Source organism: Streptoverticillium olivoreticuli subsp. olivoreticuli, from assembly GCF_003391135.1.
GTDB lineage: Bacteria > Actinomycetota > Actinomycetes > Streptomycetales > Streptomycetaceae > Streptomyces > Streptomyces blastmyceticus.
On the sequence record NZ_CP031455.1, the window covers coordinates 8,109,603 to 8,121,822 of the forward strand.

The following is a 12,220-nucleotide window of genomic DNA, read 5'->3' on the forward strand; positions in this document are numbered from 1 at the left end:
GGACGCACCCCGATCCGGGAGAGTCACCATGACCCCTCGTACGCGCCGCGCAGCCGTCATCACCCTGGGAGCCGCCCTCGCGGGCTCCGTCGCGGGACCCGCCTTCGCGGAGCGGGCGGAGGCGGATCCGGGCGCGGGTGTCGCGCCGGGCAAGCCTCCGCTGCGCCGCGCCCACGCGCACAACGACTACGAGCACCCTCGCCCGCTCACCGACGCGCTCTCCCATGGGTTCGGCAGCGTCGAGGCCGACATCTGGCTCGTCGGCGACAAGCTCCTGGTCGCGCACGACGCCTCCGGGCTCGACCCCACGCGCACGCTGGAGTCGCTCTACCTCGACCCGTTGCTGCGCCGGGTCGGATCCGGGCACGGCCGGGTCTATCCGGGGTACGACTTCTCGCTGCAACTGCTCATCGACATCAAGACCGCGGGCGGTCCCGCCTACCGGGAGCTCTCCCGCCACCTGCATCACTACCGCTCGATGCTGAGTGTCTGCGACAACGGCCGGGTCCGGCGCGGCGCGATCACCGCCGTCATATCCGGCGACCGGGGAGCCAGGGAGCCCATGGAGGGGGAGCGCGTGCGGCGCGCCTTCTACGACGGCCGCCTCACGGACCTCGGCAGCGGTGTCCCCGTGTCCTTCGCCCCGCTCGTCAGCGACAACTGGTCCCTCAACTTCACCTGGCGGGGTGCGGGTCCGATGCCCGGGCGGGAACGCGCCGAGCTGCGGCGGATCGTCTCCACCGCGCACGCCGAACACCGGCAGGTGCGGTTCTGGGCCACACCCGACCAGCCCGGCCCGGCGCGTGACGCCCTCTGGCGCGAACTCCTCGCCGCGGGCGTGGACTACCTCAACACGGACGACCTCGCGGGCCTTGAGGTGTTCCTGCGCGCGCACCGCTGAGCGCTCCGGGCACGGTTCGGCAAGCACCGGCAAATCGTACGATTATGGTTCTTTTTGGTGTGATCGCCACGCGGGACCGGCAGCGGGATTTCTCGCGGTGGAATGTCGCGGTCCTGAGCGGAGCGTGTGCCGGTACCGTCACCGCGCGGTGCCGACGGTCCGCGACCGGGAACGCTGGAGCGTATGGCCACTCCCCCCGGACCGCCGTACGGCCCGCCCGCGAGCCCACCGCCGCCCTCCGCTCCACCCCCGGGCGGCTTCGGCCCGGGGCAGCCTCCGTGGAACCCGGAGCCGCCGTCGGGCGGTGGCTCCGGACGGCGGACCGCGATCGCCGTGACCGTGCTGGTGGCGGTCGCGGCAGTCGCGCTGGGGGCGGTGCTCATCATCGCGGACAAGGGCAAGAAGGGGGACGAGCCCGGCAAGGGAACCTCGTCCAGTGACTCCTCGCCCTCGTTCACCGTCCCCAGCGGGCTGCCCTCGGAGCTCCCGACGCACTTTCCCAGCCGACTGCCGACGAGTCTGCCGTCCGGCTGGCCCAGTGGCCTCCCGACGGGCCTGCCGTCCGGTCTGCCCACGAGCCTTCCCAGCGGATTCCCCACGGAACTGCTGCCGATGCCCGTCGGCGACCGGCGGGACCCGGCAGCCGGGCGGGCGGCTGCGGTCACTGGGCCGGTACGGCCTGGATATCCAGCTCGATCCTGATGGTCGCACCGATCATGGCGATACCGCGCTGCAGCATCGAGCGCCAGTCCAGGGTGAAGTCCTCGCGGTGCAACTCGGTCGAGGCCGAGCAGGCGGTGCGGGTCTCGCCCATGATGCCGGTGCCGATGCCCAGGTAGCGGGTGTCGAGAGAGACGTTGCGGCTGACACCGTGCAGATTGAGCACGCCCTGGACCGTCCACCGGGACCCGCCGCGGTGCACGAAGCGCTCGCTGGTGAACTGCATGTACGGAAACTTGGCGACATTCAGGAACTCCGGGGAGCTCAGATGCTCGTCGCGCTGCTTGACCCCCGTGTCGATGCTCGCCGTCTCGATCACCACATCGATACGGGAGTGCTCCATGTTCTCGGCGATCCAGAGAGTGCCCTCGAACCGGTTGAACCGGCCGTGCACCTCGGCGAGCCCGATGTGCCGGGAGATGAAGCGCACGGCCGTGTGGTCCGGGTCGATGCGCCACGCGCCGGGTGCCGGCATGGACGGGACGGGCGCCGGTTCCATGCCCACCGGTTCGAGGGAGGTCCGTACGCCCTCCGTGGACGTGAAGGCACGTCGCACGGGCTGGAAGCCTTCGGCCGTCACGGCGACGCTGTACGCGCCGGGCGTCACGGTCGTGGCGAACCTGCCGTGCGGATCGGTCTGCCCGTGAACCACTTCCTGGCCGTTGAGATCCCGTACGGATACTTCCGCTCTGTGCATCGGCAACTGGACCGGGTCCAGGACGACACAGTCGAGAGCCCCCGCGCCGTACGGAATCGGAGCGATCTCCTGGTGGAGGGAACGCTTACGACGGCGCAGCAGGGCGAAAACCATCCCGAAGGGCCTTTCCGTGATCAGAAGGTGATGAACCTGTAGATCACCACATTCCTCTACTGAAAGGCAAAATTTTACTTACTGCCTATGAAAGTGTGAATTGCTACCTACCCTTGCCTTCGATTCCTCGCCGAGGTGTAGGGGTCCCCGTGTCATGAGCTTCTTTCAGCTCTCCTGCGAACCCTCCGTCAGGAGTACCGCGAGGGCGGCCGCGGGATCGTGCTCGCAGGGCCCGGCAGGCTGCCACCGGCCGCCCTCCTTGCGGTACGGCCACCAGCGGCCGTCGCGCCCGTAACGCAGCTGCACGTCCGAGCCGACCGCCGTCCAGTGGTTGCGCGAGACCCGCAGGACCGGCGCCGTGTCGCCCTCCCACGCGGCGGCCAGTTGCGCACCGGCGCGTGCGAGAGCCTCGGCCCCGGGCGTCCATTCGTCCTCCAGGACCGACAACGCCGCGGGGCCACCGTGCCCCCACGCCCGTACGGCTTGGGCGAGCCGGGCGCGGTCACGGCCGCAGCCCGCGGTCAGCCGTGCGGCGACCCCGGCCGGCGGCCCGGAGGCCGCGAGGCGCACCGTGTCCTGCCACAGGCTCAGTTCATCCCCCATGGGCGACCGTTCATGGCCGGGAGCGAGCGCCTCGGCCAGCAGCCGCCGTGCCCGCGCGGCCGCGTCCGCCGCGAGGAACTCCAGCGCCTCGACATCCAGCCCCGGCGCCGGAGCCGTGTCACCCGACAGCGCGGGCGGCCGGCCCGCGGCTTCCACCGGGGGAGGCGGCTCGGGCAGCGGGGGTACGAGGAAGCCCGCCGCGAACACCTCGCGCGCCGGTATGCCCGAAGGAGTACCGGCGCTCGGCTCCGGCACATGCGCCTTGCTGTGCGCGGCGTTGCGGGCCTGGAGCTCGTCCAGCAGCTCCCGTTCACCGCGCCCGCGCATCAGCAGAAGGACGAACGGATCCTCGTCGAGCAGCCGCGCCATCTGATGGCACAGTGCCGTCGTGTGCGGGCAGTGGTCCCAGGCGCCGCAGCCGCACTCGGGCTCCAGATCGCCGATGCCGGGCAGCAGCTCCACGCCGACGGCCAGCGCGTCCTCCGCGAGGTGCGACGGTATGTCGTGGTCGAGCAGCGCCGCGATGTGTCCGGCGCGGTCGGCCACCAGGTCCAGCAGCCGGTCCCAATCGGCCGCCGAGAGCTCCTGGACCATCACATCGGAGCGGTACGGCGTGCCGTCGCGGTCGCGGACCAGTGCCGTGATCCGGCCCGGCCGGACCGACACCGCGCCCACCGCGCCCGCGCGCGCGTGCCTGCGCCCGGCCTTGACCTGTTGGCCGTCCAGCGCGGTGTCCTCCAGCGCCTTGAGCCAGGCCCGGCCCCACCAGCTCCGGGCAGAGGCCTGTCCGCGATCGGGCGGCAGGGCGGCGAAGGTGCGCTCGGTGCCACCGGTGACGTCGTGTCCGGTCATCGTCCGGCCCCCCTCAGTGCGACGAGTTCAGCGAGTTCGGCATCGGTCAGTTCGGTCAGGGCGGTCTCCGCGGAGCCCAGGACGGAGTCCGCGAGGGCCTGCTTGCGCGTGAGCATCTCCGCGATCCGGTCCTCGATCGTCCCCTCGGCGATCAGCCGGTGCACCTGCACGGGCTGGGTCTGGCCGATGCGGTAGGCGCGGTCGGTCGCCTGTGCCTCGACGGCCGGGTTCCACCAGCGGTCGAAGTGCACCACATGGCCCGCCCGGGTCAGGTTGAGGCCCGTACCGGCCGCCTTCAACGACAGCAGGAAGACCGGCACTTCACCGTCCTGGAAGCGCCGGACCATCTCCTCGCGCCGTGGCACCGGCGTACCGCCGTGCAGCAGCTGCGCCGGGACACCCCGGGACGCCAGGTGCCGCTCCAGCAGCCGGGCCATCTGGACGTACTGCGTGAACACCAGGACGCTCGCGCCCTCGGCGAGGATCGTCTCCAGCAGTTCGTCGAGCAGCTCGACCTTGCCCGAGCGGCCCTGGATCCTCGCGGCGCCCTCTTGGAGGCCGTCTTCTTTGAGGAACTGTGCCGGGTGGTTGCAGATCTGCTTCAGCCCGGTGAGCAGCTTGACGATCAGGCCGCGTCGCTCGAAGCCGTCCGCGGCCTCCACCTCGGCCAGGACCTCCCGCACCACGGCCTCGTAGAGAGCCGCCTGTTCCTTGGTGAGCGCGACCGTGCGGTCGGTCTCCGTCTTCGGCGGCAGCTCGGGGGCGATGCCGGGGTCCGACTTGCGCCTGCGCAGCAGGAACGGGCGGACGAGAGCGGCGAGGCGCTCGGCCGCGCCCGGATCCGCGCCGCCCTCGACCGCCTGTGCGTAACGCCGGCGGAAGCCGCCCAGGGAGCCCAGGAGGCCCGGTGTCGTCCAGTCGAGGATCGCCCACAGCTCGGACAGGTTGTTCTCCACCGGAGTGCCGGTCAGCGCGACGCGGGCCTTGCCGCCGATGGTGCGCAGCTGCTTCGCGGTGTCGGAGTAGGGGTTCTTGACGTGCTGGGCCTCGTCGGCGACGACCAGGCCCCAGTCGGTCCCGGCCAGTCGCCGGGCGTCCAGCCGCATCGTTCCGTACGTGGTGAGGACGAACTCGCCGTCCGCCAGGCCGTCCAGACTCCGCGTGGGGCCGTGGAACCGGCGTACGGGCGTGCCGGGGGCGAACTTCTCGATCTCGCGCTGCCAGTTGCCCATGAGGGAGGTCGGGCAGACGACCAGCGTCGGTCCGGCAGCGTCCCGCAGTGTCCTGCGGTGCAGATGCAGGGCGATGAGGGTGATGGTCTTGCCGAGACCCATGTCGTCGGCGAGGCAGCCGCCGAGCCCGAGCGAGGTCATGCGGTGCAGCCAGTCGAGTCCCCGCAGCTGGTAGTCGCGCAGGGTGGCGGCGAGCGCGGCGGGCTGGGCGAGGGGGTCCTCGGTGTTCTCCGGATCGGCGATACGGTCGCGCAGCGTCGCCAGCCGGCCGATCGCCCGTACGTCGACGGTCTCGTCGTCCCCGGGGTCCTCTGCCTGCGCATGCCCCGTGAGGGCCGCTCCGAGCGCTTCCACGGGGGAGAGCTTGCGGTCCTGGCGGTCCCGGGCGCGGCGTACGGATTCCGGGTCGAGGAGCACCCATTGGTCGCGCAGGCGCACGGCCGGGCGGCTGGCTTCCGCGAGCCGGTCCAGTTCGGCCTGCGTCAACTCCTGGTCACCCACGGCGAAACGCCAGCTGAAGGTGAGCAGCGCGTCGGCCGACAGCAGGGACGGCAGGCCGGAACGGTCGTCGCCGTGGCCGTGGTTGTCGTCGTCCAGTGAGCCGACAACGGCATACGTCGTGAGCTTGCGGGCCATCCCCTTCGGCCAGTGCACCTGGACACCGGTGGCGTCCAGTGCCTCGGAGGCGGCGCCGAGCAGTTCGCCGACCTCCTCGTCGGCGAGGTCGATGGCATCGGGCGCCGGAGCCGAGAGCAGTGGAGTGAGAGCGGGCCACGCGTGAGCGGCGCGGCGCAGGGCGAGCAGCGCGTTCATGCGCGCTCCCCGGCCGAGCGCGGTCATGAGAGGGGAGGCGCCGGACCACACATCGGCGGCGTCCGCGACGAGCGCGGGGTCGGCGAGGCTGTGCAGCTGGAGCACGGCCCGGAAGCGCGGAGCGGTGCCGCCGCCGTCCGCCGCGTCGGAGAGCCCCAGCGCCTCGACGCGGAGGGACAGCCGGACCCCGGCGTCGTACCCGGCGGCCACGCTGTCGGCCCACGCGCGCTGCTCGGGCAGCCGCCGGGGTTCGCCGGCCGCGAAGGCGGGGCCACCCGCGGCGAGCGCGGCGGCGGGGGTGCGCGGCAGGCCGTCGGCGACAGCGTCCAGGAAGGCGCGTACGAGCCGTTCCGGGTCGGGCAGCAGCAGAGGGCCGCTGCCGTCGTCAGGGAGCGGTACGGCGTGCGCGGCGGGCGGCATGGCGGCTGCCAGCTCCCGGATCCGTCCCATGTCCTCGGGGGCCAGCGGTCCGACGCGCCAGGCGTCGTGATCGGTCGCGGTCAATCCGGGCAGCAGGCGGCCGCGAGCGGCCAGCTGCAGGGCGAGCACCGCGGCGCTGCCCCAGAAGGTGGCCGCTTCGTCGGCGCGTGCCGCGCGGGCACGGGTGAGGACGGGCACGGCTTCGCGCACGGGCATCACCACGGCCCGCACCGTCGTGGTGGTGATGTCGGTGCCGTCGGCGACGGCGATGGTCAGTTCCTCGATGCCGCCCGGCCCTGCGGGCAGGTCGTCGTCCGCCCGCCAGAACGCCACGCGGCCGGTGCGCGCAGGGTCACCGGGGAGGAAGACCGCCGAGCACTGTGCGAGCAAGGAGATCTCGGAGGGTGTTGCGGCAGGGGGTGGTGTCACGACGCTGGGCATTCCTCAAATTTGACTAGCTGAGCTCCGGGCGGCCGAGGGTACAGGGAAATGGCATCGGAAGCTCTTATTCCGAATGTGCTGTGCGACACATTCCTGTCCGGGGTGTGCCCAGCCCCCCATGGCCGCAGGGGGATTGCCCCCTGCGGATCCGGGTGGTGCCTTCATGGTCGCCGAACCCCCCGGATCCGTACGTTCTGTGGGGTCAGCCCGCCGGTCCGAACTCTCCGGAGACCTCATGCGCCAGGCCACCACCCCGCTCGCGGAACGCACCGCGGGCAGCGACTTCGCGCCGCTTCTGCGCTTGATCCGGGAAGAGGGGCTCCTCGACCGGCGCCGGGGCAGGTACGCGTTCACCATCGCCGTCGACCTGCTCGCGCTCGCCGCCACGGCCTCCGGGACCGTGCTCGCCGGGAACTCCTGGTGGGCCGTGCTGCTGGCCGTGCCCGCCGCCGTGTTCTCCGCCCGGATCGCCTTCGTCGGCCACGACAGCGGGCACGCGCAGATAGCCGCCACCCGGCGCGCCAACCGCGTGCTCGGCCTCCTCCACGCGAACCTGCTGCTGGGCATGAGCTACGGCTGGTGGAACGACAAGCACAACCGGCACCACGCCAATCCCAACCACATCGACAAGGATCCGGACGTCGGCGTCGGCGCGCTCGTGTGGACCCAGCGGCAAGCGGCGAAGCGGCAGGGGTTCGCCCGCTGGATCACCCGCCACCAGGCCCGGCTCTTCTTCCCCATGCTGCTGCTCGAAGGCATCGCCCTGAAGGTTTCGAGCGTGCGCGACCTCAAAAGGCAGGAAGCACGCGAGCGTTGGGTCGAAGCGGCCCTCCTCGCCCTCCATGCGGTGGGCTACGTGACGCTCCTGCTGTCCGCACTGTCCCCCGGCAAGGCGCTCGCCTTCGCGCTGGTCCACCATGCGCTGTTCGGGCTCCATCTCGGCATGGTCTTCGCGCCGAACCACAAGGGGATGGACATGCCGGACCCGGACGGCGAACGCTGGGGCCATCTGCGCCGCCAGGTCGTCACCTCGCGGAACGTGCGGGGCGGGGTGCTGACCGACTGGTTCATGGGCGGACTGAACTATCAGATCGAGCACCACCTCTTCCCGAACATGCCCCGGACCCACCTCCGGCTCGCCCGGCCCCTGGTGCGCGCGCACTGCCGTGCGACCGGGCTCCCGTACACCGAGACCGGACTCGTCGACTCCTATCGGCAGGCGCTGGGCCACATGCACGAGGTCGGCGCCCCGCTCCGGGCCGAGTGAGGAACCGTACGGAGCCCCCGGGCGTTCTCCAGGACAAGCGGCAGCTGTCGCGAAGGAGGCACGGACATGAGCAACAGGGCCAAGATCGCCGTCGCCGGTGTGGTGGCAGGGGCGATCCTGCTGTGGCTGCAGCCCTGGGTGGGGCTGCTGGTGCTGGTAGGTGTGCCGGCCGCTGCCTATCTGCTGCTGGACCCCGCGCAGCGCAAGCGTCTGCGTCGGGTCTCCCGCAAGCAACTGGGACGTTAGGGGGCTGCCGTTAGCCGGTGAACGCCGGGGCGAGAGCGGCCGTCATGGAGAGCCCGGGGCTCCCGGAGCCGTCCGCCGGGACGGTCCACAGATCGGAGCCGTAATCGCCGGGCAACGAGTAGACAAGGGTGTGCCCGTCCCGCCAGATCGCCTGGTCGTCGATGTTCCGGTGCTCGGCCGTGGCACTCTCGCGCAGGGTGCGCAGATCCAGGACGTACAGCCGCCAGGGCGCGTCGGAGGACGCGCCCTCGACACGCTTCTTATAGGCGATACGAGTCCCGTCGGGTGAGAGGGACGGGCACTCGACGTTGGTGTGCAGGGCGCGCAGCGTCCGGTCGGTGCGGTCGCCGCGTACGAGATAGGTCCGCCCGCCGGTGGCGACGGTCGCGTAGAACCGGGAGTCGTCGGCGAAGGTGACGCCCCAGACGTTGAGATCCGATGCCTTGTGGAGGTGGCCGTCCAGGAAGAACCGGTACTCCTCGAGATCGCGGTCCAGACTCCAGGTGCGGGTGTCGAGCACCGAGGTGCGGGTCGAGAAGGACGTACCCGCGTAGGAATCGCCGCTGACGAAGACCGTCCAGGCGACGCTCCGGCCACTGGGCGAGACCCGGGCCCGGGTGGGTACGCCCGCCAGGTCGTAGCGGCGCAGCTCGCGCAGGTGCGCGTCGAGCACCACGGCGCGGTAGCTGTCGCGGAGCCTGCCGTGCACCGCCTGGAGGCAGATGCCGGTGCCCGCGGCCGCGTGGAAGCGCAGGCAGCGGACTCCGGAGGAGGTGCGCGGGCCGGCCGGGTCGTCGGCGGGAACCGTGGCGATCTCATCGCGGTGAGGGCCCCAGGCCATGTTGCGGAAGACACTGAGCCGCGGAGCGTCCAGGACGACCTCGCCGGGGTGTACGCGGGGGCCACCCGGTTGCGCGCGGTCCTTCTCGGCCGAGCGCCCCGCGGCGTGCAAGGTCGCGCCGACGGCGACGCCGCCCAGGATCAGGACGGCGGCGAGCAGGGCCAGGATGCGGTTCTTGCGGTTCAACGGACAGGCTCCGGTGGGGCGTCGGGTGAAGGGCGCAGCAACAGGGCGCTGACGGCGACGGAGACGGCGAGGCCGGTCGCCGCCGAACCCAGCGCCACGCGGTCGCCCCAGGTGGTCCAGGCCACCCCGAAGGCGATCGAGCACACGAAGCGGGCGGCTGCCTGACCTGTCTGGACCACCGCCAGCCCGGTGCCGCGGATCGTCTCGGGCACGGCATCGGCGGTCACGGCGGCCAGCACCCCGTCGGTCGCCGCGTAGAAGCTGCCGTGCAGCGCGAGCACGATGAAGGCGAGCGTCGGGGAGTCGCCGAGCGGGGAGACGAGCAGGCCGTACGCCGCGAGCAGTGCCAGATGGCCGCAGAGGAACAGCCGACGGCGGCCCACCCGGTCGGCGAACGTCCCGAAAGGCACGGCCAACAGGAGGAACGCCGCCGCCGTCCCCAGCGGCAGCAGCGGGAACCAGGTCTCGGAGAGATCCAAGCGCCGTTGCAAGATGAGGTAGAGGAACGAGTCGCTGACCGTCGTCAGGCCCAGCAGTGCCGCGCAGCCGGTGAGGCGGCGCACCGCCGGCCGGCGCAGAACGGCCCGCAGGGGTGCGCGGCCGGCGGCCGGCTCCGTAAACGGGCGGGCGTCCTCGCGCCCTGGGACGAACAGCAGGAGCACGAGGACGCCCAGCGCCGCGGTGCAGCCGCTGACGGTGAAGACGGCGTCGTAGCCGTCGGCCGCGGCCCGCAGGATGACGAAGGCGACGAGCGGACCGAGCAGGGCACCGGCCGTGTCCATCGCACGGTGCACGCCGAACGCCCGTCCTCGGGTGCCGGGTTCACAGGCAAGCGAGATCATGGCGTCGCGCGGCGCCGTGCGCAGCCCCTTGCCCGTACGGTCGGCCGCGAGCACCGCGCCGATCAACGGCACGCTGTGCGCCATCAGCAGGAGGGGTTTGCAGAGCGCGGACAGTCCGTAGCCGACCGCGGCGACCGTCTTGTGGCTCCCGCCGCGGTCGGAGACCCTGCCGCCGACGAGCCGTACGAGCGCGCTGACGCCGTTGTAGACGCCGTCCAGGAGGCCGAAGCCGAGCGGTGACAGGCCGAGTCCGGCGACGAGGTAGAGCGGCAGGACGGCGGTGACCATCTCCGAGGAGACGTCGGTGATCAGGCTGACGGAGCCCAGGGCGAACACGGCTCCGGGGACGAGCGCGGCCCGCCGGCCGGGGAGGGGGTGCCGGCCGGCGGTGTCGGAGGGGTCCGGGGTGGTGCGGCTGTCCGCGAGATACACGGTCAGTTGTTCCAGATGCCGGCGATGTCCTTGGCGTCCGCTGCGTTCCCGGCGTGCGAGGTGCCGTACATGTCCTCCAACGTGCGCAGGACGTCGTAGTGGTTGTAGGTGGCGTCGGAGGCCGAACCGGCCTGGACGGACTGTCCGTAGAGGACCGTCGGGATGCGGTTGCCGCTCAGCCGGTTGTCCTCGTCGAAGGTGATCAGCAGCAGGCTGTTGTGGGTCTTGGCCCAGTCGGCATAGCTCTTGAGATTGTTCTTCAGCCAGGTGTCACCCGTGCCCACGGAACAGTCGTGCATGTCACTGCACAGATTCGGGACGACGAAGGAGACCGTCGGCAGCTTCCCGAAGTCGGCGGGGAAGGCCGACATGGTGTGCGCCGTGCTCGTGGGCACGTTGTCGAAGCCGAACCAGGGGTTGTGCTTCTGGGCGTACTTGCCGCTCCTGCACGTGGTCGAACCCTCCGCCGGCAGGGACTCGTTGTAGCTGGCCCAGGTATTGCCGGTGGACAGGAGCTCGGAGGCGAGGTTCGGCTGGTCGCTGAAGCCCGGAGTGACGCAGCTGTCGTCGGTGATGCCCTGGGTGTCCCCCGAGAACAGCGCGTAGTAGTTCGGCTGGCTCGGGTGGGTCTCGGCGTACGACGCGGTCAGGTTGGCGCCGCCGGAGACCAGGGAGTTGATGTACGGGGCACTCGAACTGCCGATGACCTGGTCGTAGGCGTGGTTCTCGAAGACGACGACCACGACGTGGTCCGGTGTGGGCACGGCCGCCGCGGCGGAGGAGTCCGAGGCCCACAGCCCGAGGGACGCGGCGGCGAGCCCGCAGGCTGTGGTGAGGGCGGCGAGACGGCGGCGGGGGAGGCGGTGGGCGAGGGATGGGCTGGCTGCGGCGGGCACGGGTCCTCCGTACGGGGTGGGTGACAGCGCGCAGGCGAAGGGAAGTGGCGGGATCAGGGGGTGCTGCCTGCGGGTTCGGTGGCAGCGTAGGGCGAGTTTAATGACATGTACACGCCTTATTGGTGACGGGAACGGGAACACTGGCCGAGCGGAGCACGACCGGTGATTGTCGGTGCTGCCGCATAGAGTCGGATCATCGATGCCGCCCGTGAACGGCGTGCGGCACGCGGATGGCCGTAAGAGGGAACGATCCGTGTCGGGAACGGTTGCCGCGACGGACATGGGTGCTGACAGGCTGTGAGGCCGGGCCCGGAGACCCCCTACGCGCCGAACTCCCTTCAGGGCGGACGCTTCCACCGGAGCTTGTACGAAGTCGGAACGGCGCGCCCCGGCGGGTCAGGCGACAGGAAGGCCCAGCAGCGTACGGGCGACGTCCTGTGGTGTCTGGCCGCGCTCGCGGGCCAGCGCGATGACCGCGCGGCAGGCGAGCTCGTTCACGCCGAAGCAGAGCGCCTCCGGCGAGACCCAGCGTGCGGCCTCCGCGCTGCTCTCGTGGTCGTCCTCGGCGCAGGCCGCCACATAGGTGGCCGCTGCTTCGAAGAGGTTGCTCCGGCGCCCCGTGGCCGGGGGCGACGGCTGTGGCGTCGGCGGCTGCCAGGCCTCTTCGATACGCTTGCGGAGTCTGTCGAACACGTCGATCACCTGCCCCCGTGAGCC

Annotated in this window: 11 protein-coding genes; 4 read left to right on the top strand and 7 right to left on the bottom strand. The window is 71.5% G+C overall.

Features of this window, described 5'->3' with window-relative positions; translation table 11 throughout:
- The first annotated feature begins 28 nt into the window (after positions 1 to 28).
- Both DXZ73_RS35230 and DXZ73_RS35235 read left to right on the top strand, forming a co-directional pair.
- Positions 29 to 901: a phosphatidylinositol-specific phospholipase C/glycerophosphodiester phosphodiesterase family protein gene (locus tag DXZ73_RS35230; protein WP_116214986.1), complete on the top strand. Its 873-nt coding sequence runs from the start codon at positions 29 to 31 to the stop codon at positions 899 to 901.
- Positions 902 to 1,084: 183 nt separating this feature from the next.
- Positions 1,085 to 1,603: a hypothetical protein gene (locus DXZ73_RS35235; protein ID WP_205519295.1), complete on the top strand. Its 519-nt coding sequence runs from the start codon at positions 1,085 to 1,087 to the stop codon at positions 1,601 to 1,603.
- Here the strand turns inward: DXZ73_RS35235 and DXZ73_RS35240 are convergent.
- From DXZ73_RS35240 to DXZ73_RS35250, 3 genes are all read right to left on the bottom strand, one after another.
- Positions 1,563 to 2,432, bottom strand: a complete 870-nt coding sequence (locus DXZ73_RS35240) for a YceI family protein (protein ID WP_116214987.1) — start codon at positions 2,430 to 2,432, stop codon at positions 1,563 to 1,565. The two genes, DXZ73_RS35235 and DXZ73_RS35240, sit on opposite strands and share 41 nt — an antisense overlap.
- Positions 2,433 to 2,597: 165 nt before the next feature.
- Positions 2,598 to 3,887 carry an SWF or SNF family helicase gene (locus DXZ73_RS35245; RefSeq protein WP_116214988.1) on the bottom strand — a complete coding sequence of 430 codons (1,290 nt, stop codon included), beginning with the start codon at positions 3,885 to 3,887 and terminating at the stop codon, positions 2,598 to 2,600.
- Positions 3,884 to 6,781, bottom strand: a complete 2,898-nt coding sequence (locus tag DXZ73_RS35250; protein ID WP_116214989.1) for a DEAD/DEAH box helicase — start codon at positions 6,779 to 6,781, stop codon at positions 3,884 to 3,886. The genes DXZ73_RS35245 and DXZ73_RS35250 overlap by 4 nt, the downstream gene beginning before the upstream one ends.
- 247 nt (positions 6,782 to 7,028) lie before the next feature.
- Here DXZ73_RS35250 and DXZ73_RS35255 point away from each other — a divergent pair, with 247 nt between their 5' ends.
- Together DXZ73_RS35255 and DXZ73_RS35260 are read left to right on the top strand one after the other, a co-directional pair.
- On the top strand, positions 7,029 to 8,060 hold the full coding sequence (locus DXZ73_RS35255; protein ID WP_116214990.1) for a fatty acid desaturase family protein: 1,032 nt from the start codon (positions 7,029 to 7,031) through the stop codon (positions 8,058 to 8,060).
- 66 nt (positions 8,061 to 8,126) lie between these two features.
- Positions 8,127 to 8,306, top strand: coding sequence for a hypothetical protein (locus DXZ73_RS35260; protein WP_116214991.1), 180 nt, complete (start codon positions 8,127 to 8,129; stop codon positions 8,304 to 8,306).
- 10 nt (positions 8,307 to 8,316) lie between these two features.
- Here the strand turns inward: DXZ73_RS35260 and DXZ73_RS35265 are convergent, their stop codons facing one another.
- The 4 genes from DXZ73_RS35265 to DXZ73_RS35280 all read right to left on the bottom strand — a co-directional run bounded on the left by DXZ73_RS35265 (position 8,317) and on the right by DXZ73_RS35280 (position 12,196).
- Positions 8,317 to 9,333, bottom strand: a complete 1,017-nt coding sequence (locus DXZ73_RS35265) for a PD40 domain-containing protein (RefSeq protein ID WP_116214992.1) — start codon at positions 9,331 to 9,333, stop codon at positions 8,317 to 8,319.
- A complete protein-coding gene (locus DXZ73_RS35270; RefSeq protein WP_116214993.1) occupies positions 9,330 to 10,607 on the bottom strand; it encodes an MFS transporter in 1,278 nt (425 codons plus the stop codon). The genes DXZ73_RS35265 and DXZ73_RS35270 overlap by 4 nt, the downstream gene beginning before the upstream one ends.
- 2 nt (positions 10,608 to 10,609) lie before the next feature.
- On the bottom strand, positions 10,610 to 11,503 hold the full coding sequence (locus tag DXZ73_RS35275) for an alkaline phosphatase family protein (RefSeq protein ID WP_116214994.1): 894 nt from the start codon (positions 11,501 to 11,503) through the stop codon (positions 10,610 to 10,612).
- A 396-nt stretch (positions 11,504 to 11,899) separates the two neighbouring features.
- Positions 11,900 to 12,196, bottom strand: a complete 297-nt coding sequence (locus tag DXZ73_RS35280; RefSeq protein ID WP_425315892.1) for a hypothetical protein — start codon at positions 12,194 to 12,196, stop codon at positions 11,900 to 11,902.
- Positions 12,197 to 12,220: the final 24 nt, after the last annotated feature.